21 protein-coding genes are annotated in these 18,871 nt (G+C 71.1%); 8 read left to right on the top strand and 13 right to left on the bottom strand.

The genetic code is table 11. The features are described from left to right. Positions 1–18: 18 nt before the first annotated feature. From ACFYZL_RS29805 to ACFYZL_RS29790, 4 genes are all read right to left on the bottom strand, one after another. On the bottom strand, positions 19–930 hold the full coding sequence (locus ACFYZL_RS29805; RefSeq protein ID WP_388683160.1) for a hypothetical protein: 912 nt from the start codon (positions 928–930) through the stop codon (positions 19–21). After that, the gene (locus tag ACFYZL_RS29800; protein ID WP_384746083.1) at positions 903–1,481 is read right to left on the bottom strand and encodes a SigE family RNA polymerase sigma factor; all 579 of its coding nucleotides are present in this window, start codon (positions 1,479–1,481) and stop codon (positions 903–905) included. The genes ACFYZL_RS29805 and ACFYZL_RS29800 overlap by 28 nt, the downstream gene beginning before the upstream one ends. Before the next feature lie 96 nt (positions 1,482–1,577). Continuing rightward, positions 1,578–1,787, bottom strand: a complete 210-nt coding sequence (locus ACFYZL_RS29795) for a DUF4287 domain-containing protein (protein ID WP_384746082.1) — start codon at positions 1,785–1,787, stop codon at positions 1,578–1,580. A 53-nt stretch (positions 1,788–1,840) separates the two neighbouring features. Continuing rightward, entirely contained in the window at positions 1,841–2,506 is a 666-nt protein-coding gene (locus ACFYZL_RS29790; protein WP_384746081.1) for a DUF998 domain-containing protein, read from the bottom strand. A 200-nt stretch (positions 2,507–2,706) separates the two neighbouring features. Between ACFYZL_RS29790 and ACFYZL_RS29785 the strand changes: the two genes are divergently transcribed. Next, positions 2,707–3,402 carry a HEAT repeat domain-containing protein gene (locus ACFYZL_RS29785; RefSeq protein ID WP_388683156.1) on the top strand — a complete coding sequence of 232 codons (696 nt, stop codon included), beginning with the start codon at positions 2,707–2,709 and terminating at the stop codon, positions 3,400–3,402. 7 nt (positions 3,403–3,409) lie between these two features. Here ACFYZL_RS29785 and ACFYZL_RS29780 read toward each other — a convergent pair whose 3' ends face one another. Together ACFYZL_RS29780 and ACFYZL_RS29775 are read right to left on the bottom strand one after the other, a co-directional pair. Continuing rightward, on the bottom strand, positions 3,410–4,294 hold the full coding sequence (locus ACFYZL_RS29780) for a helix-turn-helix domain-containing protein (RefSeq protein ID WP_388683154.1): 885 nt from the start codon (positions 4,292–4,294) through the stop codon (positions 3,410–3,412). A gap of 194 nt (positions 4,295–4,488) precedes the next feature. After that, entirely contained in the window at positions 4,489–4,959 is a 471-nt protein-coding gene (locus ACFYZL_RS29775) for an ATP-binding protein (protein WP_388683152.1), read from the bottom strand. 108 nt (positions 4,960–5,067) lie between these two features. Between ACFYZL_RS29775 and ACFYZL_RS29770 the strand changes: the two genes are divergently transcribed. Together ACFYZL_RS29770 and ACFYZL_RS29765 are read left to right on the top strand one after the other, a co-directional pair. Next, on the top strand, positions 5,068–5,925 hold the full coding sequence (locus ACFYZL_RS29770; RefSeq protein ID WP_388683150.1) for a helix-turn-helix domain-containing protein: 858 nt from the start codon (positions 5,068–5,070) through the stop codon (positions 5,923–5,925). Next, positions 5,922–6,182, top strand: coding sequence for a DUF397 domain-containing protein (locus ACFYZL_RS29765; protein WP_388683148.1), 261 nt, complete (start codon positions 5,922–5,924; stop codon positions 6,180–6,182). The genes ACFYZL_RS29770 and ACFYZL_RS29765 overlap by 4 nt, the downstream gene beginning before the upstream one ends. A gap of 4 nt (positions 6,183–6,186) precedes the next feature. On the opposite strand, the gene ACFYZL_RS29760 is transcribed toward ACFYZL_RS29765, so the two are convergent. The 3 genes from ACFYZL_RS29760 to ACFYZL_RS29750 form a co-directional block, all read right to left on the bottom strand. Continuing rightward, on the bottom strand, positions 6,187–6,393 hold the full coding sequence (locus ACFYZL_RS29760) for a hypothetical protein (RefSeq protein WP_388683146.1): 207 nt from the start codon (positions 6,391–6,393) through the stop codon (positions 6,187–6,189). Between the two features lie 68 nt (positions 6,394–6,461). Continuing rightward, the gene (locus tag ACFYZL_RS29755) at positions 6,462–7,034 is read right to left on the bottom strand and encodes a 1,4-alpha-glucan branching protein (RefSeq protein WP_388683143.1); all 573 of its coding nucleotides are present in this window, start codon (positions 7,032–7,034) and stop codon (positions 6,462–6,464) included. Between the two features lie 44 nt (positions 7,035–7,078). Continuing rightward, on the bottom strand, positions 7,079–7,693 hold the full coding sequence (locus ACFYZL_RS29750) for a TetR/AcrR family transcriptional regulator (protein ID WP_384746075.1): 615 nt from the start codon (positions 7,691–7,693) through the stop codon (positions 7,079–7,081). Between the two features lie 115 nt (positions 7,694–7,808). Between ACFYZL_RS29750 and ACFYZL_RS29745 the strand changes: the two genes are divergently transcribed. Together ACFYZL_RS29745 and ACFYZL_RS29740 are read left to right on the top strand one after the other, a co-directional pair. Beyond that, on the top strand, positions 7,809–9,341 hold the full coding sequence (locus tag ACFYZL_RS29745; RefSeq protein ID WP_384746074.1) for an APC family permease: 1,533 nt from the start codon (positions 7,809–7,811) through the stop codon (positions 9,339–9,341). Continuing rightward, positions 9,263–10,837, top strand: coding sequence for an amidohydrolase (locus ACFYZL_RS29740; RefSeq protein WP_388683139.1), 1,575 nt, complete (start codon positions 9,263–9,265; stop codon positions 10,835–10,837). The genes ACFYZL_RS29745 and ACFYZL_RS29740 overlap by 79 nt, the downstream gene beginning before the upstream one ends. Before the next feature lie 13 nt (positions 10,838–10,850). Here the strand turns inward: ACFYZL_RS29740 and ACFYZL_RS29735 are convergent, their stop codons facing one another. Then, positions 10,851–11,612: a CAP domain-containing protein gene (locus ACFYZL_RS29735; RefSeq protein WP_384746072.1), complete on the bottom strand. Its 762-nt coding sequence runs from the start codon at positions 11,610–11,612 to the stop codon at positions 10,851–10,853. Positions 11,613–12,303: 691 nt separating this feature from the next. Here ACFYZL_RS29735 and ACFYZL_RS29730 point away from each other — a divergent pair. Continuing rightward, a complete protein-coding gene (locus ACFYZL_RS29730) occupies positions 12,304–12,555 on the top strand; it encodes a response regulator transcription factor (RefSeq protein WP_384746071.1) in 252 nt (83 codons plus the stop codon). A 69-nt stretch (positions 12,556–12,624) separates the two neighbouring features. On the opposite strand, the gene ACFYZL_RS29725 is transcribed toward ACFYZL_RS29730, so the two are convergent. The 3 genes from ACFYZL_RS29725 to ACFYZL_RS29715 form a co-directional block, all read right to left on the bottom strand. Further along, a complete protein-coding gene (locus ACFYZL_RS29725; RefSeq protein ID WP_384746070.1) occupies positions 12,625–13,515 on the bottom strand; it encodes a phosphatase PAP2 family protein in 891 nt (296 codons plus the stop codon). 103 nt (positions 13,516–13,618) lie between these two features. Continuing rightward, positions 13,619–14,659 carry a LacI family DNA-binding transcriptional regulator gene (locus tag ACFYZL_RS29720; protein WP_384591298.1) on the bottom strand — a complete coding sequence of 347 codons (1,041 nt, stop codon included), beginning with the start codon at positions 14,657–14,659 and terminating at the stop codon, positions 13,619–13,621. A gap of 26 nt (positions 14,660–14,685) precedes the next feature. Further along, positions 14,686–16,314: a glycoside hydrolase family 13 protein gene (locus tag ACFYZL_RS29715; RefSeq protein WP_384746069.1), complete on the bottom strand. Its 1,629-nt coding sequence runs from the start codon at positions 16,312–16,314 to the stop codon at positions 14,686–14,688. Between the two features lie 223 nt (positions 16,315–16,537). Here ACFYZL_RS29715 and ACFYZL_RS29710 point away from each other — a divergent pair, with 223 nt between their 5' ends. Then, positions 16,538–17,809, top strand: a complete 1,272-nt coding sequence (locus ACFYZL_RS29710) for an extracellular solute-binding protein (protein WP_384746068.1) — start codon at positions 16,538–16,540, stop codon at positions 17,807–17,809. Positions 17,810–17,818: 9 nt separating this feature from the next. Continuing rightward, positions 17,819–18,847 carry a carbohydrate ABC transporter permease gene (locus ACFYZL_RS29705; protein WP_384746067.1) on the top strand — a complete coding sequence of 343 codons (1,029 nt, stop codon included), beginning with the start codon at positions 17,819–17,821 and terminating at the stop codon, positions 18,845–18,847. The last annotated feature ends 24 nt before the right edge of the window (positions 18,848–18,871 follow it).

Raw genomic sequence — 18,871 nt, 5'->3', positions numbered from 1 at the left:
GTGGGGGACGGGCCCGGGCTACGGGATGGGCTTGTCGTAGTACTTGTCGGTGTCGGAGTCGTAGATCTCCTTGCCCTGGGCGTCGTAGCCCTTGATGCGGGGGGCCTCGGTGACGCGTTGTTCCAGGGTGCCCGTCGCGGCGAACCAGCCGTGGTCCAGGGCGGCCTCCGCGGTGGCGTTGCCGTACGTCACGGTGACGCGGCTGATACGGGAATCGACCCTGCCGATGCTGCCCCAGCGGTAGGGGAGCTTCCAGGGGCCCTCCGTGCTCAGGCGCTGGAGGTAGAGCTTGCCGCCGTTCATGTCCGGGACGACGGCCCGGTCGCCGGGGGCGTCGTCCTTGCCGACGGAGGTGTTCAGGCCGCTCGCCTTGTCGTCCTTGACGGTGCAGATCAGGCGGGTGGGCAGCGGGGTGTCCTTGACCGCGACGATGAAGCGGCCGTCGCCGGGGCTGTTGTCGTTGCCGGTGCTGCGGTGGGCGAGGAGGATCCGGTAGTCGGCGGCCTTGCCCAGGTCCTGCCATGGCGTGGCCCCCTCCGGGGCGCGGTGTTCCGCGTCCATGGCGAGGCACTGCTCCAGCCCCGTGGCCGCCGACTGGAGGGTGATGCCGTCGGCGAGCTGCCCGGGGGTGGCGGGGGCGGCCGGTCCGTTGGGTGGGGGCGGGGCCTGAGGCGCGGTGGTGGGGGGCGTGGTGGCACCCGCCGCGGAGACGCGGGACGACGGTTCGCCGCTGCCCAGGGCGATGGCCGTCGCCGGTACGAGGGCGAGGACGGCCAGCGCCGCGCCGGCGACGGCCAGTCTGCGCCGCCGCTGCTCCGTGCGCCCCTGCCGCAGGATCTCCGGGAAGGGCGCGGACGAGGGGCGTACGGTCGCCGCGTCGAGGATCAGTCGGTCCCGCAGGTTCACTTCGAAGTCGCCGTTGCCGTCCACAGGCCCGCCCTCTCTTTCGTCGTCGTACGTGTCGTGGTGCGCGTCGTGACCGTGGCGAACTGTTCCATGCCGGGCCAGGCGCGGAGTTTCGCCAGGGCCTTGGAGGCCTGGCTCTTGACGGTTCCGGGGGAGCAGCCGAGGACGTCGGCGGTCTCGGCCTCCGAGAGGTCCTCCCAGTACCGCATCACCACCACCGCCCGCTGCCGGGCGGGCAGCTCCGCCAGGGCGTCCATCAGGACGCTGCGCTCGTCGGCCCAGGCCACGGCGTTGTCGCGCACCGACGTGTCCGGGACGGCGTCCGTCAGCCGTTCCCTCACCCGGCGCTTGCGGAACCGGTCGCTGTTGCAGGTCACCAGCATCCGGCGTACGTACGCCTCCGGACTGTCCATGCGCGCCACCCGCCGCCATGAGCGGTACGCCTTCGCGAGCGCGGTCTGGGTCACGTCCTCCGCGTCGTGCGGGTCGCCCGTCAGCAGGTACGCGGTGCGCACCAGGTGAGTCCAGCGCGCTGCCACGAACGATTGGAAATGAGCTTCTTGCTCGGCGTGCATCGCCACCCCCTTCGACCTCTTGACCACCTCCTGTTCGGATTCGGTTGCCCGGGACGCGGGGCGTCTTGTGGAACGTCGTCGTCCGGCGCCGGCGCCCTACTGGGCCTCGTCCTCGGCCCGGGTGTGGGCGACCAGGGCGTTGGCGTGGCCATGACCGAGGCCGTGCTCGGACTTGAGCCAGCCCACGAGCTCCATGTGCTTGGTCAGGGGGGAGGAGCGGATGAGCTCCTTCCATTCCGAGATCGGACGGCCGTACTTCTTCTCGATCGAGGGGAAGTACGCGGCGCCCCGCAGTGAGTCCGACATGCCGTCCGTGCCTTTCGTAGCGGTGGGTGGGGGTGCTGGGTGGACGTGAGGGGCTAGCGGCGGGTCAGTCCGGCGGTCACCGCGGCCAGTCCGACGAGGCCGAGCGAGGCCCCTGCCGTGAAGGACAGTACGGAGACGGCCGATCCGGCGAATCCGGCGAGGACGGCCACCGGGAGCACGCGGCACGCGACCGCCCAGCCCCGCCGCCCCTCGGCGCCGAAGCGACGGGCCAGGACGAAGAAGGCGGCGCACAGCGCGAGGTAGCCGATCATGCCGCCGAGCATGTGGACCGTGCCGTGGGCGCTCAGCACGGGGGTGGCGGAATCGGGGGTGCCGACCGGGAAACCGGCCCCAGGGTCGGCCGAGAAGGCGGCGCTGACCAGGAACGACGCGCCGAACACCCCGACCAGCCAGGGCGCGGCGCGATGGCCGGGGCGCTGGGACCGCGCGCGGCGCATGCCGATCGCTCCGGCGATCAACAGGGCGCCCGTTACGAGGAAGTTGACCCTCTGGATCCAGCCCGGGTCGCCGAGGCTCAGCTGGCTGATGGCGTTGCGGGTGAAGTCGAAGCCCTCACGGGTGAGGCCCTGGGCGATCCCCACGGCCAGGAACAGCGGACCCGCCACGACCGCGCACGTCAGCAGCCCGTGGGCCGAGGCCGGGGCGGCGGTGGGGGCGGCCGTGGCCGCGGCGGCGGAGGGGCTGATCGTGTGGGTCATCGCATGCCTTCCTCGTGCGCCGCTCCCACCCGGGGGTCGGGCTCGCGGCGTTGGAACCTCGTCGCATGTATGACCGGAGGTCACCGCCGAACTCATCGGCGCCCAGGTGGTGACCCGGGTCACATCGTTGGGGGGAAGTCCCACGGTCCGATGGTCCGATCCTTCGTGCGCAGCGCCCGCCAACTCGGCACGATGGCCCTGTGAAGGAGATTGCGGAGTCGAGCGGAGACGGCGCGACGACGGACGAACTGTTCGCCGGGGCACTGGTCGAGGTCGCCACGGACGACGACGAGGGCGCCGTCCCCTTTCTGGTCGCCCTGCACGACCGTCCGACCCGGGAGGTCTTCGACCGCGCGGCGCGGCTGCTGGCCGGCGAGGACCCGGTGGAGCGTGAGCTGGGTGCGCGAGTGCTGCGCGAGCTGGGACCGTACGACGACGAAGGGCGACGGCCGTTCACCCCGCAGACCATCGCCGTCGTCACGGCCGAGATGCGTGACGAGCCCGACCCCTGGGTGCTCCACTGGATGATCTCCACCCTCGGCTACCACTGCGCACGCGAGACCCTCGACCTGGTACGCGACCACCGGGCCCACCCGGCCCAGCCGGTACGTTTCGCGGTCGCCGCCGCCCTGCCCGCCCTCGCCGATCCCGACCACACGGAGCGGCGGGTCGTGGAGACCCTCCTGAGGCTGGCCGAGGACGAGAACGGGGATGTGCGCTGGTACGCCGCGTACGCGCTGTTCAACGAGACGTACGGGGTCACCGACGAGGAGCGGAGGCTGTGGGCCCGGCACCTGATCGCACGGGCCGACGCGCAGCGCCGCGCGGAACTGGCCCACATCGCCACGACCCTCGACGACGACGCGGATCCGGTCCTGCGGGGACTCCTCGCGTAGTAGCGGCTCACGCGGCCAGCACGGTACGGCAGTTGGTGCAGTGGCCGGGGGTGGCGGAGCGGAACGCGCGGTCACAGCCGTCACAGGTCTGGAGGGGATGGACCTGTAGGTCCGCCGTCCTGGGGCCGCCGACCGGTTGAGCCCGGAGGACGGGCGGGCGCAGCACCTTGAGGCGGTGGGCCAGGAGGGCGGCGGGGGACCGGATCGGCTCCAGCGGGAGACAGCCCGCGAGGGTGCCGCTCACGGCGGCGGGGGTGATGCCGCGCTCCAGCCAGGTGGTGACGCCGGGCGCGAGGCGGGCGACGTCGCGCTCCGAGAGCAGCAGGCGGGGGTCGCGCAGGCGGAGGCGGGCCAGCAGGTCGGCGGCCTCTTGGTGTTCCCCGGGGTTCGCGGGAGCGGGGAGCGGCGGAGCCGCCTTGGGGCGGGTGGCCGGTGCGGGAGTCGGTTCGTACGTCGGCTCCGCGGCCGGGGCTGCCGGAACCGAGCGCGGTGCAGGAGCGGGGGCCCGGTCGGCCGGCGCCGCCGCGTCCAGCCGCATGGCGAGCGGGACGTTGTACGACACCGTACGGGTGACGACCTGCCCCGACGGGAGCCGCTCGCGTGTGCGGGACAGGTAGCCGTGGGCTTCCAGTTCCCGCAGGGCCGAGGCGATGCGGGTCTCGCCCTCGGTGAACCGCTGGGCCAGGGCCTTGATCGACACATCGGCACCGGTGGGCAGGGACTGGATGTGCGCGGACAGGCCGATCGCGGTCAGGCTCAACTCGCGGTGCTGGACGAGGTGGTTGCCGATCTTCACGTAGCGCTCGCGCTCACGTTGGTTCTCGTGCCCGACACCCGGCCTGCGAATGCCGTACGGAGGGCGTGAGGGCGCGCTAGGCTGCTGTTCAGCCATGGGAAGGTCTCTTCTTCCTGAGCGGTGAGGCCCTCGGCCGGGATGGCAGTCCCGTCGGGGGCCGTTCGCGTGTGTGGGGGTTGTCGAGGCCGAGCCTGCCCTGTGAATTGTCATATGCGCCAGCCGGGTTGGCCGTATTCACCCGACCGAGTGAGCGGGCGGGGTTTGGTTGGGAAGGGTCCTTTCCCTAGGTCTTAAAAGGGGTTTACGTCGCGGATCGCCGTCCCCCGGGCAACCGGATCGCGGAAACCCAGATCCGGTGATTCGGGTTCCGGTAGAGCAATCTCCGCCCAGACCGTTTTCAGTGGTACGGGGCCGCGTGTGACCCCCCACTTGTCGGCGAGTGCCGCGACGATGACGAGGCCTCGGCCGGATTCGGCGTCGTGGGGCGGGAGTTCGTTGGTGGAGCGGGGTTCGCTTTCGCCGCGGGTGTCGCTCACCTCGATACGGAGCGTGGCGCCGGTGGCGGTGAGCCGGAGCCGGAACCTGCGCCCGGGCACACGGCCGTGCGTGACGGCGTTGCTCGCGAGCTCGGCGACGACCTGCGCCGCGTCGTCGAAGGGAAGGCCCCAGTCCGTCAGTTGGGCGGCGGCGAGCTGCCGGGCGGCGCGGGCGCCGTGCGGGCCGGCGGGGAGGGTGGCGACGAAGGTGATTTCCTGGTTCACGTGACTCAGCGTGTCCAGGCGTGCGTAATCTGAACAGGGGAGAGGTCGCTGTGTACGGCGACTGTCCCGGGCTGTCCAGCCTTGTCCCGCCTGTCCCTTGGGGGTGGAGTGAACACAGACGCCAATGACGAGTCTGCCGAATCGAGCTGGGAACTTGATCCCGAGGAGGAAGCGGGGGCGGTCATCGCCACTGTGGGACGCCAGTTGAAGATGTGGCGCGAGGCGGTCGGGCTTGACCGTGCGCAGTTCGGTGCGCGAATGGGATACGGGCCGAACCTCATCTACAAAATCGAGCGGGGAGCGAGAATTCCTCGCCCGGAATACCTGGAGAAGGCGGATGAGATTCTGGGCGGGGGCGGAAAGCTCGCCGCGATGAAGGCCGATGTGGAAAGGGCCCGGTATCCCAAGAAGGTTCGGGACCTTGCCAAGCTGGAGTCCGAGGCGGTGGAGCTGGGCGCGTACGGCAACCACAACCTGCACGGCCTGCTCCAGACGGAGGAGTACGCGCGGGCGCTGTACGAAGTGCGGAGGCCAGCGTTCTCGTCGGACGAAGTGGAGCGGTACGTCGCCGCCCGCGTGGCGCGGCAGGAGGTGTTCCATCGGAGGCCGTCGCCGGTGCTGACCTTCGTGCTGGAGCAGGTCACGCTGGAGCGGACCATCGGTGGGCGGGACATACTCCGCAGGCAGTTGGAGCATCTGCTCGAGATCAGCCAGCTGCGCAACGTCGAGATCCAGGTGATGCCGACAGACTCCGAGGACCATGCCGGGATGGGCGGCCATCTCCAAGTGCTCAAGTTGAGGGATGGTTCCACGATCGGATACGTAGAGGCGCAGCTACCGACCCGCCTGATCACCGACGCCAAGGACACCCAACTCCTCGAACTCCGGTATGGGATCATCCGTTCACAGGCCCTCAACCCACGGCAGTCGAGGGCCTTCATCGAGAAAGTGCTGGGAGAGACATGAGCATCAAGCCCTCGGTCGGCGACCTTTCCGCACTGGAGTGGGTGAAGAGCAGTTACAGCGCCAGCGACAGCAACGAGTGCGTCGAAGTCGCCTGGACGAAGAGCAGCTACAGCACAAACGACGGCCCCAACTGCGTCGAGGTCGCGGTCGTGTCGGAAGCCGTCCTCGTGCGGGACTCCAAGGACGTGGACGGGGGCCACCTGGCGGTGGCCCCCGACACCTGGACCGGTTTCGTGCGGTACGCCGCAGCCGGCTGACGCCTCAGAGGCCGTTGGCGCGGGCGGCCGTGCTTCGGCCGCTCTCGGTGCCGTAGCTGCCCGTGATGTCGCACGCATTGCTGTCGGAGTGGCCCCAGCCGAGCTGTCGTTCGGCGGCGGCCCGGTCCCTGCCCGACGCGGCGACGAAGGCCGCGACGCCCGCGGCCACGCCGACGACCGTCAACGCGACTGTGCTCTTCTGTAGGGCCATGCCGACCTCCAGGGCGGGTTCGGGGTAACCAGCAGCACCCTGCCCCGCCCCGAAGATCGCGACACGTCCTACTCCGCTTCCGCCCGCAGGGCCGCGAAGACGCCCCGGGCCGGCTTGCCGTCCGGGTCCGTCCACGTGGCCGTGACGTGGGCGGTGGCCGGAACCGTTCCGGCGGCCGCGCGCAGGACGCGGGTCACGGCGAGCTCCGGGCCGTCCTCGCCCGGGACCACCAGGACCGTCGGGTCCGGGGCGTCGCTCGCGTTCTGGTCCTGGGCTACCGCCTCGCCCCGCAGCAGCGCGCGGAGTTGGGCCGACAGGACCGGGTCCTGCGTGCCGTCGTAGATCCAGCGGGTGCCGAGGACGCCGTGCTCCGAGGTGCCGACGAGGGCGGCCTCGCCGCCGGGCAGCGGGGCGCCGCGGTAGGTCAGGGGCACGAGGTACGTCACGCCGTCCGCCGTGTCCGTGAGGACCATGAACTCGATGCCCACCTCGCCCTCCGGGTCGTCGAGCCGGAAGCCGCCCGCCTTCGCCAACTCCGGTGCGCGGCCCGGCTGTCCCTCGTACCAGGGCTGCGACGGGAGCCAGGAGGCGACGAGTTCCAGCTTGCCGGGGGTCATGGTGGTGCGGTGGACGACAGCCATGCGGACGGGCCTCCAGGGGAACCGGAAAGATCGTTTTCCGCAGCCTACGACTCCGGGCCCCCGCCCCGCAGGGTCCGCGCGTACGCGAGGAACGCCGCCAGCCCGAGCTCGAACGCGGCGTCCGCCCGCCGCCCCGGACCCACCGCCGCCAGGGCCCCGGCCAGCAGCGGGGTCTGCGGCGTCGGCTCCCACATGGCCTCGGGCGCCGCGAGGTCCAGGGCCGAGCCCAGGATCAGGTTCTCCAGGGCGGTCAGGAGCGGCATCACACCCGGTTCGGCGAAGCCGGCCTCCCGCAGCAGGGCCACCGCCTGCTCGTACTGGGCGAGGACCTTCGGGGCCCGCACCGGGTTGGTCATCAGCAGCGGGATGGCCCGGGGGTAGGCGGCGAAGGCGGCCCGGTAGGAGCGGGCCCACTCCTCCAGGGCCCGGTCCCAGGGGGTCAGGGCGAGGGCCTCGTCGGTGATCCGGTCGCACACCAGCTCCCGTATCAGCTCGATCACCCCCGCCCGGCCGTCCACGTGGTGGTACACCGAGCCCGTCTGCACGCCGAGCGCCCGCGCGATCTGCGGAACACTGAACTCGCCCTGCTCCGCGACCAGTTGCAGGGCCGTCGTGGCGATCCGCCGCCGGTCGAGCAGGGGGGTGCGCGGCCGTGCCATCGGTTTTTCTCCCGCCGTGAGGTCGTCCGGTCTTCCCGTACTCCGGAAGGGGAGGCTACATTGCCGAAAACCGAAAGCCTTTAGGTTTCTGCCTCCCCAGCAGAAGGGCCCCGCCTTGCCCGAAAGCACCCCGTCCTCCACGTCCCCCGAGCTCCGCCGCGCCGCGCTCGGCACCGCCGACATCTCCTTCTTCGTCGTCTCCGCGGCCGCCCCCCTCACCGTCATGGCGGGCGTGGCGCCCGTCGCGATCCTCCTCGGCGGCATCGGCGCCCCCGCCGGATACCTCCTCGCCGGGATCACCCTCGCCGTCTTCGCCGTCGGCTTCACCACCATGAGCCGCCACGTCCGCAGCGGCGGCGCCTTCTACGCCTACATCACCCGCGGCCTCGGCAAGCGCGTCGGCATCGGCGCCGCCCTGCTCGCGCTCATCGGCTACAACGGCATGGAGATCGGCGTCTACGGCCTCCTCGGCACGACCACCGCCGACACCGGCCGCGCCCTGTTCGGCCTCGACATCCCCTGGCTCCCCGTGTCCCTCGCCGGGCTCGTGCTCATCTGGTACGGCGGCTTCCGCTCCATCGACTTCGGCGCGAAGCTGCTCGGGATCCTGCTCGTCGCCGAGACCGGGATACTCGTCCTGCTGGCGGGAGGCGTACTGCTCAAGGGTGGGGCCCACGGCCTGTCCGCGGCCGGTTTCGCCCCCGGAGCCGTCCTCGTGCCCGGCACCGCCGCCGTGCTGGCCTTCGCCTTCGCGGCCTTCACCGGCTTCGAGTCCACCGTCATCTACCGCCGCGAGGCCCGCGACCCCGACCGGACGATCCCGCGCGCCACCTACATCGCCGTCGCCTTCCTCGGCCTCTTCTACGCCTTCGTCGTCTGGACGGTCATCCAGGCCTTCGGTGACACGGAAGTCATGGCCGCAGCCACCGCCGACCCCGGCGGGCTGTTCTTCACCGCGATCACCACCTACGTCGGCCCCTGGGCGGCCGACCTGATGCACGTCTTCATCGTCACCAGCGTCATCGCCTCCCTCCTCGCCTTCCACAACGCCATCAACCGCTACGCCCTCGCCCTCGCCGAGGAGGGCGTCCTGCCCGCCTCCCTCGGCCGCGTCCACCCCCGCCACCGCTCCCCGTACCGGGCGGGCCTCGCGCAGACCGCCCTCGGCGCCGTGGTCGTCCTCGGGTTCGCGCTCGCCGGCGCCGACCCGTACCAGCAGCTCCTGCTCTGGGTGAACACCCCAGGCATGATCGCCCTCATGGCGCTCATGCTGCTCGCGGCCATCGCCGTACCCGTCTACTTCCGCCGCACCGCGCACACCGAAGGGCCCTGGCGCACGGCCATCGCGCCCGTCGCCGCCGCGGTGCTCCTCGCCGTGGCGATCTTCCTCGTCGTCTCCAAGGTGGACCTCTTCACCGCCGCCTCCGCCACCGTCAACACCGTCCTCGTCGCCCTCGTCCCCGCCGTCTTCCTCCTCGGCCTGGCCCTCGCCCAGCGGCTGAAGACCCGCCGCCCCGAGGTCTACGCCCGCTTCGCCGAAGAACCCACCATCAGCCAAGGAGCAGAGCAGTGCCCGCTGCCGACACCGTCCTCACCGGAGCCCGCGTCCGCACCCTCGACCCCGCCCGCCCCGAGGCCGGTGCGGTAGCCGTCCTCGGCGGCGAGATCGTCGCCGTCGGCGAGGACGCCGACGTACGGGACTGGCGCGGCCCCGGCACCGAGGTGATCGACCTCGGCGGAGCCACCCTCACCCCCGGCCTGACCGACGCCCACAGCCACCCCGTCTGGGGCATCGAAATGGTCAACGGCACCGACCTGTCCGCCGTACGGGACCTGGACCAGCTGCGCGCCGCCCTGCGCGGCGCCGAGCGCGACAAGGGCTGGGTCGTCGGCCACGGCCTCGACCACAACGCCTTCGGCGGCCGCCCCATCGACCGTGCCCTGATCGAGGAGGCCCTGGACGGCGCCCCCGCCTTCCTGAGGCTGTACGACGGCCACTCCGCCCTCGTCTCCGGCGCGGCCCTCGCCGCCGCGGGCATCACCGGGCCCCGAGCCTTCGCCCAGCGCTCCGAGGTCGTCTGCGACGGCGAGGGACGGCCCACCGGCCACCTCGTCGAGCACGCCGCGATGGACCTCGTCGGCCCGCTGGTGCCCAAGCCCTCCACCGCCCGGCGCCGCGCGAGCCTGGTCGGCCTGCTGAACGACATGGCCGCCACCGGTCTCACCGGCGCCCACGTCATGGACCTGGGAGACGGGGACGTCCCCGCCCTCCTGTCGACCGTCGAGTACGAGGGCCACCTGCCGCTGCGCCTGAAACTGGCCCCCTGGTGCATGCCGGGCGCCGACGACGACGCGCTCGACGAACTCATCGAGCTCCAGCACCTCCGGGGCCGCAACTGGCAGGTCGCCGGAGTGAAGTTCTTCATGGACGGCACCGTCGAGGGAGGCACCGCCTGGCTGGAGCACGCCGACTGCCACGGCCAGGGCACCGAGGCCTTCTGGCCCGACCCCGAGGCCTACACCCGCGCGGTACGGATCCTGGACGCGGCCGGAGTGCGCACGGCCACCCACGCCATCGGCGACGCGGCGGTCCGCCACGTCCTGGACACCGTGGCGGGCATCGGCGCCCGGGCCCGGATGCGGCACCGGATCGAGCACATCGAGACCGTCCCCGACGACCAGCTGGGGCGGTTCGCGGAACTCGGGGTGATCGCCTCGATGCAGCCGCCGCACGCCGGGGCCACCCGCGCCGACCACACCGACGAGTGGTCGAAGCGGCTCGGGGAGGAGCGGGCCGCACGGGCCTGGCGCTGCCGCGACCTGCGCGACGCGGGAGCCGTCCTCGCACTGGGCTCCGACTGGCCGATCGCCGACCACGACGCCCGCCAGGTGTTGGTCGCCGCCCGCAGCCCGCTCGGGGCGGCCTCGACCGGCAGGGGTCTGACCGGGCTGATGGCCCTGGAGGGCATGACCTCGCACGCGGCGCTCGCGGCCGGAGAGGAGGAGGTGGCGGGCCGGATCGCGCCCGGCTTCCGGGCCGACCTGACGGCCTTCTGGTCGGACCCGGTCACCGCCGAGCCGCAGGAGCTGGCGCAGACGCCGATCCGGCTCACGATGTCCGGCGGGCGCGTCACCCACCGCTGAACGTTGCCGGGCGTCAGCGCGCCGTGCCGAAGTCCTGCGTCCAGTAGGAGTTCGGCTGGGCCAGGCCGATGCCGATCTCCTTGAAGGAGCAGTTCAGGATGTTCGCCCGGTGGCCGGGGCTGTTCATCCAGCCCTCCATGACCTTCTCGGGAGTGCTGTAGCCGTAGGCGACGTTCTCGCCGTACGAGCTCCACGTGTATCCGGCGCGGGTGATGCGCGTGCCCGGGTCGGATCCGTCGGAGCCGGTGTGGGACATGTTGCCGTGGGCCGCCATGTCCGCGCTGTGGTCCTGTGCGGCCCGGGTGAGCTTCGCGTTGAGGGTGAGGGCCGGGCATCCGGCGGCGGCGCGCTCCTGGTTGACGAGCGAGAGCACGGCGGCGGCGGAGCCGGAAGGGGCCGGGACGGAGGTCTTCGGCGGCGCGGGCGCGGGCGCCGGCTTCGCGGGGGCGGCCGCCGGCTTCGTCGGCTGGGGCTGCGGCTTCGGCGGCGCCGTCGTCGTCCGTACGACCGGCTGCGCGGAGGCCGCGGGGCTGCTGGGGGAGGCGGCCGGCGTGCTGCTCGGGGACGGGAGGTCCACAGGTGTCTGGGAGACGGGGGTGGCCGAGGGAGTCGCGTACTGCCACGGGCGCTCCTCCTGCCCGCTCGCGCTCTGCGTCCGGCCGGTGTCCTGCGTGTTCCAGCAGGCCACGGCGACCGTGGGAACACCCACTACGCCAAGGACGCCGACGGCTATGACCAATTTCCTGTAGGGCTTCTTCTTCCGATGCTTCTGCATGCGTGACCTCACTCGGTGATCGCAAAGCTTCCGGAGCCCGAACCGCGGGGCCACCGGAGTGGCCGCCATTCTTAAAAGCCCTCCGACGACCTGGCAAGTTTCCGTACCCGAGGCGCCCGGGGCCTGCGGATCCCGGCTTGAAACGGGCCGAGGATCGTGCATGGTCACGTTTTGATCACTGCCGCAACCGCCTGAGGGTTCCTCAGAAGGGGGCGTGACCAGGAGGGTCGGGGGCGGAGCCGCCGGTATCGCGCATTCCGTTCCCGTGGTTGAGGGGAATGTCGATTCCAAAACGGACAAATATCGAAATGTCGGCGGTGTGAAATCGCCTGCGGTCACCTCGCCTTGACGAAAGTGCCGTGATGCATGTCACGCCGCGGCCGCCGTCGGTCCGGACCCTCGCGGCCCGTCGCCCGGTCGAGACGGCCCGGCGGTCCACCCTCGTGACCGCGCCGTCAGAGGATGCGATGGTGACGCTCCCTCAGGTGTGGACGCAACGTCCAATGCCCCCGACATCCGTCAAAGGCTATGATCACGGCATTTTGAGGAATGAGCGCCGGGGGGTGCTGTGGGCTTCGGTGTCGACGGCGGCGAAGCGGGGGAGATCCGACCCCGTTGTTCGTACTGCGAAGGCGATGACCGCGAGGAGTGGGGGAGAGGGGCGGAGTGGATCCGTCAGGGATTCCTTCGCATGTCCGATCTCACGGATCGGGAACTCCAGGTGTTCCATGCCATGGCGTGCGGACCTTCGAACGGCGAGCTGGCGAAATCCCTCGGAATGACCATTCGAACCGTGAAATTCCATCTGGAGAACATGCGCGGGAAGCTGGGCGGCATATCCCGCGTCCAGCTGTGCCTGCTCGCCGTGCACCACCGGATCCCGCTCTGTCCCGCCGGACGCGTCGCCGGCGCCGGGCGCTCCCGGCAGGGACAGCCCTCGTGAGCCCGCGTGCGGGCGAACAGAACGGCCGATGATCCGCCGCGCCGCCCACGGCCCGCCGACCCCGGCGGGTCAGGCGCGGGCGCGGAAGCGGTTCAGGAGTTCCGAGGCCGGGTGCGGGCCCGCGTGCTCGGGGTGGCGCGGCAGCCGGTGCGGCAGGGAGCCGTACCAGGCGCGCGAGACGAGGTAGCCGAAGGTCAGGCAGAGCGTGCCGCCCACCGCGTCGAGCCAGAAGTGGTTGGCGGTGGCCACGATGACGACGAGCGTCGCCGTCGGGTAGAGCAGGCCCAGGATCCGGGCCCACGGGGCCGAGGCGACCGCGAAGATCGTCAGCCCGCACCAGAGCGACCACCCTATGTGCATCGAGGGCATGGCGGCGTACTGGTTCGACATCTGCTTGAGGTTGCCGGAGGCCATGGAACCCCAGGTGTGGTGCACCACCACGGTGTCCACGAAGTCCTGCCCGCTCATCAACCGGGGCGGTGCGAGCGGGAAGAAGTAGTAGCCGAGCAGGGCCACGCCCGTGGTGGCGAAGAGGATCAGGCGCGTGGCCGCGTAACGCCCCGGATGGAAGCGGTAGATCCACACCAGTACGCCGATGGTCACGATGAAGTGGAGCGTGGCGTAGTAGTAGTTCATGCCGACGATCAACCACGTCACCGAATCGACGGCGTGGTTGACGGACTTCTCCACGGCGATGCCGAGATCGTGCTCGACGCGCCAGATCCAGTCGGCGTTCGCGAGGGCGGCCGCCTTCTGCTCGGGCACCGCGTTGCGGATCAGCGAGTACGTCCAGTAGCTGACCGCGATGAGCAGGACCTCGAACCAGATCCGCGGCCGGCGCGGCGAACGCAGCCGGGAGAGCAGGGCGCGATCGGACCCCGGGCGGGTCTCGCTCTCGGTCACGGTGGGTGACGAGACATCCGTCCGGGTTTCCAGTGTCTTCACGCTCGCTTCACCCATGGGAAAAGAGTCTGCCAGATCCGCTCTCGCCTCCGATCATCCCTCGGGACGGTCTTGGCCGCAGCCTCTCCGCCCTGGGGACGACCCCGAAGACCCCGGAGCCCTAGGGGCGACTCCGGCCCCGTGCCTGCCCGGGGCCGGAAGCAGTGGAACCGCGCACCACCAGCTCCGGCAGGAAGACGAATTCGCTGTGCGGAGCCGGCGTCCCGCCGATCTCCTCCAGCAGCGTCCGGACCGCGGCCTGCCCCATGGCCTGCACGGGCTGCCGGATGGTGGTCAGCGGCGGGTCCGTGAACGCTATGAGCGGGGAGTCGTCGAAACCGACCACCGACACGTCCTGCGGAACCCTGAGGCCCTGCTGCCGGGCGGCCCGGATCGCGCCGAGCGCCATCATGTCGCTCGCGCACACCACCGCCGTGCAGCCCCGCGAGATCAGCGCGGAGGCGGCGGCCTGGCCGCCCTCCAGGGTGTAGAGGGAGTGCTGGATCAGCTCCTCCACCTCGGCCTCGTCGAGCCCGAGCCGCTCCTTCATGCCCAGCCGGAAGCCCTCGATCTTGCGGAGCACCGGCACGAACCGCTTCGGTCCGACCGCCAGCCCGATCCGGGTGTGGCCGAGCGCGGTGAGGTGGGTGACGGCGAGCTGCATCGCGGCCCGGTCGTCGGGCGAGACGAAGGGTGCCTGCACCTTGTCGGAGAAGCCGTTGATGAGGACGTACGGGACGCCCTGCCCGCGCAGCTGGTCGTAACGGCCCATGTCGGCGGTGGTGTCGGCGTGGAGACCGGAGACGAAGATGATCCCGGAGACCCCCCGGTCCACGAGCATCTCGGTCAGTTCGTCCTCGGTGGACCCGCCGGGCGTCTGCGTGGCGAGGACGGGCGTGTACCCCTGCCGGGTCAGGGCCTGGCCGATGACCTGGGCGAGCGCCGGGAAGATGGGGTTGTCCAGTTCGGGGGTTATCAGACCGACGAGCCCGGCGCTGCGCTGGCGCAGCTTCACGGGCCGCTCGTAACCGAGCACGTCGAGCGCGGCCAGCACGGACTCACGGGTGCCCGCGGCCACACCGGGCTTGCCGTTGAGCACGCGGCTGACTGTGGCTTCGCTGACCCCCGCCTGGGCTGCGATGTCGGCTAGCCGTGCGGTCACGGGACTGGACTGTACCGGCTCCCACCTCACAAGGCCCACCAGGTGCACGAATCCGTGGGAAGGCGGACGGTGCGGCCGTCCGTCTCCACCGGGGCGCTGGACAGTACGGGTCGACCCGGCGCCGGGAGTTCGACCGGCGCCGGGCGGGTGTTGAGGGTGCACGCGAAGCCGGGCCGGGTGAAGAGGAGCACGCCCTCCGGCGCGGTGAGCCAGGTCAGCGGGCCGGCCTCCGGTGCGCCCAGGCCCGGCATGGCCCGGCGCAGTTCCAGTGCGGCGCGGTAGAGCTCCAGGGTGGAGTGCGGGTCGCCGGTCTGGGCGGCCACGCCGAGTTCGCCCCAGCCGTGGGGCTGCGGCAGCCAGGTGCCGCCCGGCCCGAAGTCGTACGGGGGCTCCGAGCCGGCCCACGGCAGCGGCACCCGGCAGCCGTCGCGCAGCCCGTCCTGGCCGGCGGTGCGCAGGAAGGCCGGGTCCCGGCGGGCCTCGTCCGGGAGGTCGGTGACCTCCGGGAGGCCGAGTTCCTCGCCCTGGTAGACGTACGCGGATCCCGGCAGGGCCAGCATCAGCAGGGCGGCGGCACGGGCCCGGTCGAGGCTGCCGTAGCGGGTGCGGTGGCGCACGACGTCGTGGTTGGACAGCACCCACGTGGTCGGGGCGCCGACCGAGGCGGTGGCGGCCAGGGACTCGTCGATGACGGTCCGCAGCCGGTCCGGGTCCCACGGGCAGTTCAGGAAGCGGAAGTTGAAGGCCTGGTGCAGCTCGTCGGGGCGGACGTAGAGGGCGAGCCGCTCGGACGTGGGGGCCCAGGCCTCGGCGACCCCGATGCGCCCGCCCCCGTAGGAGTCGAGGAGGCGGCGCCAGGAGCGGTGGATCTCGTGGACCCCGTCCTGGTCGAAGAAGGGGAGCGGTTCGGTGCCGATGAGGGTGGCCTGGGCGCCGCGGCCGATGTCGGGCATGCCCGGGGCCTTGACCATGCCGTGGGCGACGTCGACGCGGAAGCCGTCGATGCCGAGGTCGAGCCAGAAGCGCAGGACGGAGTCGAACTCCTCGGCGACCTCGGGGTGCTCCCAGTTCAGGTCGGGCTGCTCGGGGGCGAAGAGGTGCAGGTACCAGTCGCCGTCCGGCAGCCGGGTCCAGGCGGGGCCGCCGAAGACGGACTCCCAGTCGTTGGGCGGGAGCTCGCCGGCGGCCCCCCGGCCCGGGTGGAAGTGGTAGCGGGCGCGGGCGCCGTCCCCCGGCCCGGCGCGCAGGGCCTCCCGGAACCAGGGGTGCTCGGAGGAGGTGTGGTTCGGGACCACGTCGACGATGACCCGCAGCCCGAGCGCGTGCGCGGCCGCGACGAGGTCGTCGGCGTCGGAGAGGTCCCCGAAGAGGGGGTCGACGGCCCGGTAGTCGGCGACGTCGTAGCCGCCGTCCGCCTGCGGGGAGACGTAGAAGGGGGTCAGCCACACCGCGTCGACCCCGAGGCGGGCCAGGTGCGGGAGGCGCTCGCGCACCCCGCGCAGGTCCCCGACGCCGTCCCCGTCGCTGTCCGCGAAGGAGCGTACGTAGACCTGGTAGATGACGGCATCGCGCCACCAGCCGCCGCTCGCGGCCGAACTCGCGGTCGCGTTGCTGGAAGCGCTTGCAAGCCGGGAGGCGGTCAGCTCATGGGTCATATCGGGGTCAACGCGAGTACACGCCCCGTGGTTGCGGGCCCGGACGCTCGAAGGTGACTCGAACTAACAGCAAGCTGCGGCAACCGTACGGACACACGGATGTAACGATCAGCTCGTCTTGCAGAAAATTGCCGCAAGCTCTTTCGGATGGCTTGCAGGCTTGTTACGTTCCCTGCAACTCGGGACCGCACGGGCGCGGCCGGGATCCATCGAAGGAGTTCATATGCGGCGTGGCATAGCGGCCACCGCGCTGGTCGCGACCCTGGCGCTCGCGGCTACGGCCTGCGGCGGCGACAAGGGCGACGGTGGCGAGACCAAGTCCGGCGGCGAGCTGTCCGGCACGGTCACCTGGTGGGACACGTCGGGCGACGCCGAGAAGGCCAGCTTCCAGAAGATCGCCGAGGCGTTCACCGCGAAGCACCCGAAGGTCAACGTCAAGTACGTCAACGTCCCCTACGGCGACGCGCAGAACAAGGTCAAGAACGCCTTCAGCAGCGGTGCCGACGCCCCCGACGTGATCCGCGCCGACGTCGGCTGGGTTGCCGACTTCGCCTCCCTCGGTTACCTCGACGAGGTCCCGGCCGACACCGCGAAGAAGGTCGACGCCGAGTTCCTGAAGCAGGCCGCGGCCAGCGGCAAGTTCGAGGGCAAGACCTACGCCGTGCCGCAGGTCATCGACACCCTCGGCCTCTTCTACAACAAGAAGATGCTCGCCGACGCCGGTGTCCAGCCCCCCACCACCCTGGAGGAGCTGAAGACCGCCGCCGCCGCCATCAAGGCCAAGACCGGCAAGGCCGGCCTCTACCTGCGCGGCGACGACTCCTACTGGTTCCTCCCGCTGATCTACGGCGAGGGCGGCGACCTCGTCGACGCCAAGAACAAGACCGTCACGGTCGACAACGCGGCCGGCGTCAAGGCCTTCAAGACCGCCCGCGACCTGGTGACCTCCGGAGCGGCGATCACCAACGCCACCGACGGCTTCACCAACATGCAGACCGCCTTCAAGACGGGCGAGGCGGCCATGATGATCAACGGTCCGTGGGCCGTCGCCGACACCTACGCGGGCGACCAGTTCAAGGACAAGGCCAACCTCGGCATCGCCGCCGTCCCGGCCGGCTCCGTCAAGGCCGGCTCCCCGCAGGGCGGCCACGACCTCGCCGTCTACGCCGGTTCCAAGAACCGCGAGGCCGCGCACGCCTTCGTCGAGTACATGACTTCGCAGGAGGTGCAGGTCCAGTCCGCCAAGGAGCTCAGCCTGCTCCCCACCCGCACCGCCGCCTACGACCAGCCCGACGTGAAGAGCAGCGAGATGGTCGCGTTCTTCAAGCCGGCCGTCGACAAGGCCGTCGAGCGCGCCTGGATCCCGGAGAACGGCTCCCTCTTCGAGCCGCTGAAGATCGAATACACCAAGGCGGTCACCGGGGCCTCCAGCCCGGAGGACGCGGCCAAGGCGGCCGGCGTCGAGTTCCGCAAGATCCTCAAGGGTTGGAAGTAGTAGATACAGATGGCTGCTCACACCAGCCAGTCGGTGGCGAAGGCCGCGGGCGACGAGATCGGGAACACCGACGTCGCCCGCGGCCCGAGCCGCAGGACTGACAGCAGGAACGCACGTGGTCTGAGGCGCGCCCTCGCCACCCACTGGTACGCCTGGGCCATGGTCGCCCCGGTGGTGCTCGTCCTCGGCGTGATCATCGGCTGGCCGCTGGTCAAGGGCATCTACATGTCGCTGACCAACGCCAACGAACGCAACGTCTCCCGCACCATCGGCGTCCGCCACATCGAGGCCACGTACGAGTTCGTCGGCCTCGACAACTACACGGCCGTCCTCGGCGACCCGGTGTTCCTGCAGCGGCTGGTGTGGACGGTGCTGTGGACCGTCGGCTGCGTGTCGGTCACCTTCACGCTCGGCCTGGTCCTGGCCAACATGCTCAACCGGGAGTTCCGCGGGCGCGCCGCCTACCGGATGGCGCTGATCCTGCCCTGGGCCGTCCCCGGCTTCGTCTCCGTCTTCGCCTGGCGGTTCCTCTTCAACCGCGACAACGGCATCCTCAACAAGGTCCTCGACGGCGGCGGCATCGCCGCGATCCCGTGGCTCGACGACCCGACCTGGGCCAAGTTCTCCGTCATCGCCGTCAACGTCTGGCTCGGCGTCCCCTTCATGATGGTCGCCCTGCTCGGCGGAATGCAGTCCATCCCCGGCGAGCTGTACGAGGCCGCCGAGATGGACGGGGCCTCCGCGTGGCAGCGGTTCCGGCACATCACCCTGCCCGGGCTGCGTGCCGTGAGCATGACGGTGATCCTGCTCTCCACCATCTGGACCTTCAACATGTTCCCGGTGATCTTCCTGCTCACGCGCGGCGGACCGGGCGACTCCACCGAGATCCTGGTGACCCAGGCCTTCCGCGAGGCCTTCATCTCGAGCCCGCGCGACTTCGCCGTCTCCGCGACCTGGGGCGTGCTGATCCTCCTGCTGCTCATGATCTTCGCGCTGGTCTACCGGCGCTCGCTGCGCAAGCAGGGAGAGGTGTGGTGACCGTGACCACGAAGTCCACCGCCG

Source organism: Streptomyces sp. NPDC001717, from assembly GCF_042892775.1.
Lineage (GTDB): Bacteria > Actinomycetota > Actinomycetes > Streptomycetales > Streptomycetaceae > Streptomyces.
Note: the sequence above shows the minus strand (reverse complement) of the source record. Positions and strands in the feature narration are given on the sequence as shown.

What these genes read in the sequence shown, in the direction of transcription:
- ACFYZL_RS29730 (WP_384746071.1), top strand. Translation starts at nt 12,304, where the DNA reads ATGTCCGATCTCACGGATCGGGAACTCCAGGTGTTCCATGCCATGGCG.
- ACFYZL_RS29715 (WP_384746069.1), bottom strand. Translation starts at nt 16,314, where the DNA reads ATGACCCATGAGCTGACCGCCTCCCGGCTTGCAAGCGCTTCCAGCAAC.
- ACFYZL_RS29760 (WP_388683146.1), bottom strand. Translation starts at nt 6,393, where the DNA reads ATGGCCCTACAGAAGAGCACAGTCGCGTTGACGGTCGTCGGCGTGGCC.
- ACFYZL_RS29710 (WP_384746068.1), top strand. Translation starts at nt 16,538, where the DNA reads ATGCGGCGTGGCATAGCGGCCACCGCGCTGGTCGCGACCCTGGCGCTC.
- ACFYZL_RS29795 (WP_384746082.1), bottom strand. Translation starts at nt 1,787, where the DNA reads ATGTCGGACTCACTGCGGGGCGCCGCGTACTTCCCCTCGATCGAGAAG.
- ACFYZL_RS29735 (WP_384746072.1), bottom strand. Translation starts at nt 11,612, where the DNA reads ATGCAGAAGCATCGGAAGAAGAAGCCCTACAGGAAATTGGTCATAGCC.
- ACFYZL_RS29790 (WP_384746081.1), bottom strand. Translation starts at nt 2,506, where the DNA reads ATGACCCACACGATCAGCCCCTCCGCCGCCGCGGCCACGGCCGCCCCC.
- ACFYZL_RS29780 (WP_388683154.1), bottom strand. Translation starts at nt 4,294, where the DNA reads ATGGCTGAACAGCAGCCTAGCGCGCCCTCACGCCCTCCGTACGGCATT.
- ACFYZL_RS29750 (WP_384746075.1), bottom strand. Translation starts at nt 7,693, where the DNA reads ATGGCACGGCCGCGCACCCCCCTGCTCGACCGGCGGCGGATCGCCACG.
- ACFYZL_RS29705 (WP_384746067.1), top strand. Translation starts at nt 17,819, where the DNA reads ATGGCTGCTCACACCAGCCAGTCGGTGGCGAAGGCCGCGGGCGACGAG.
- ACFYZL_RS29755 (WP_388683143.1), bottom strand. Translation starts at nt 7,034, where the DNA reads ATGGCTGTCGTCCACCGCACCACCATGACCCCCGGCAAGCTGGAACTC.
- ACFYZL_RS29725 (WP_384746070.1), bottom strand. Translation starts at nt 13,515, where the DNA reads ATGGGTGAAGCGAGCGTGAAGACACTGGAAACCCGGACGGATGTCTCG.
- ACFYZL_RS29800 (WP_384746083.1), bottom strand. Translation starts at nt 1,481, where the DNA reads ATGCACGCCGAGCAAGAAGCTCATTTCCAATCGTTCGTGGCAGCGCGC.
- ACFYZL_RS29765 (WP_388683148.1), top strand. Translation starts at nt 5,922, where the DNA reads ATGAGCATCAAGCCCTCGGTCGGCGACCTTTCCGCACTGGAGTGGGTG.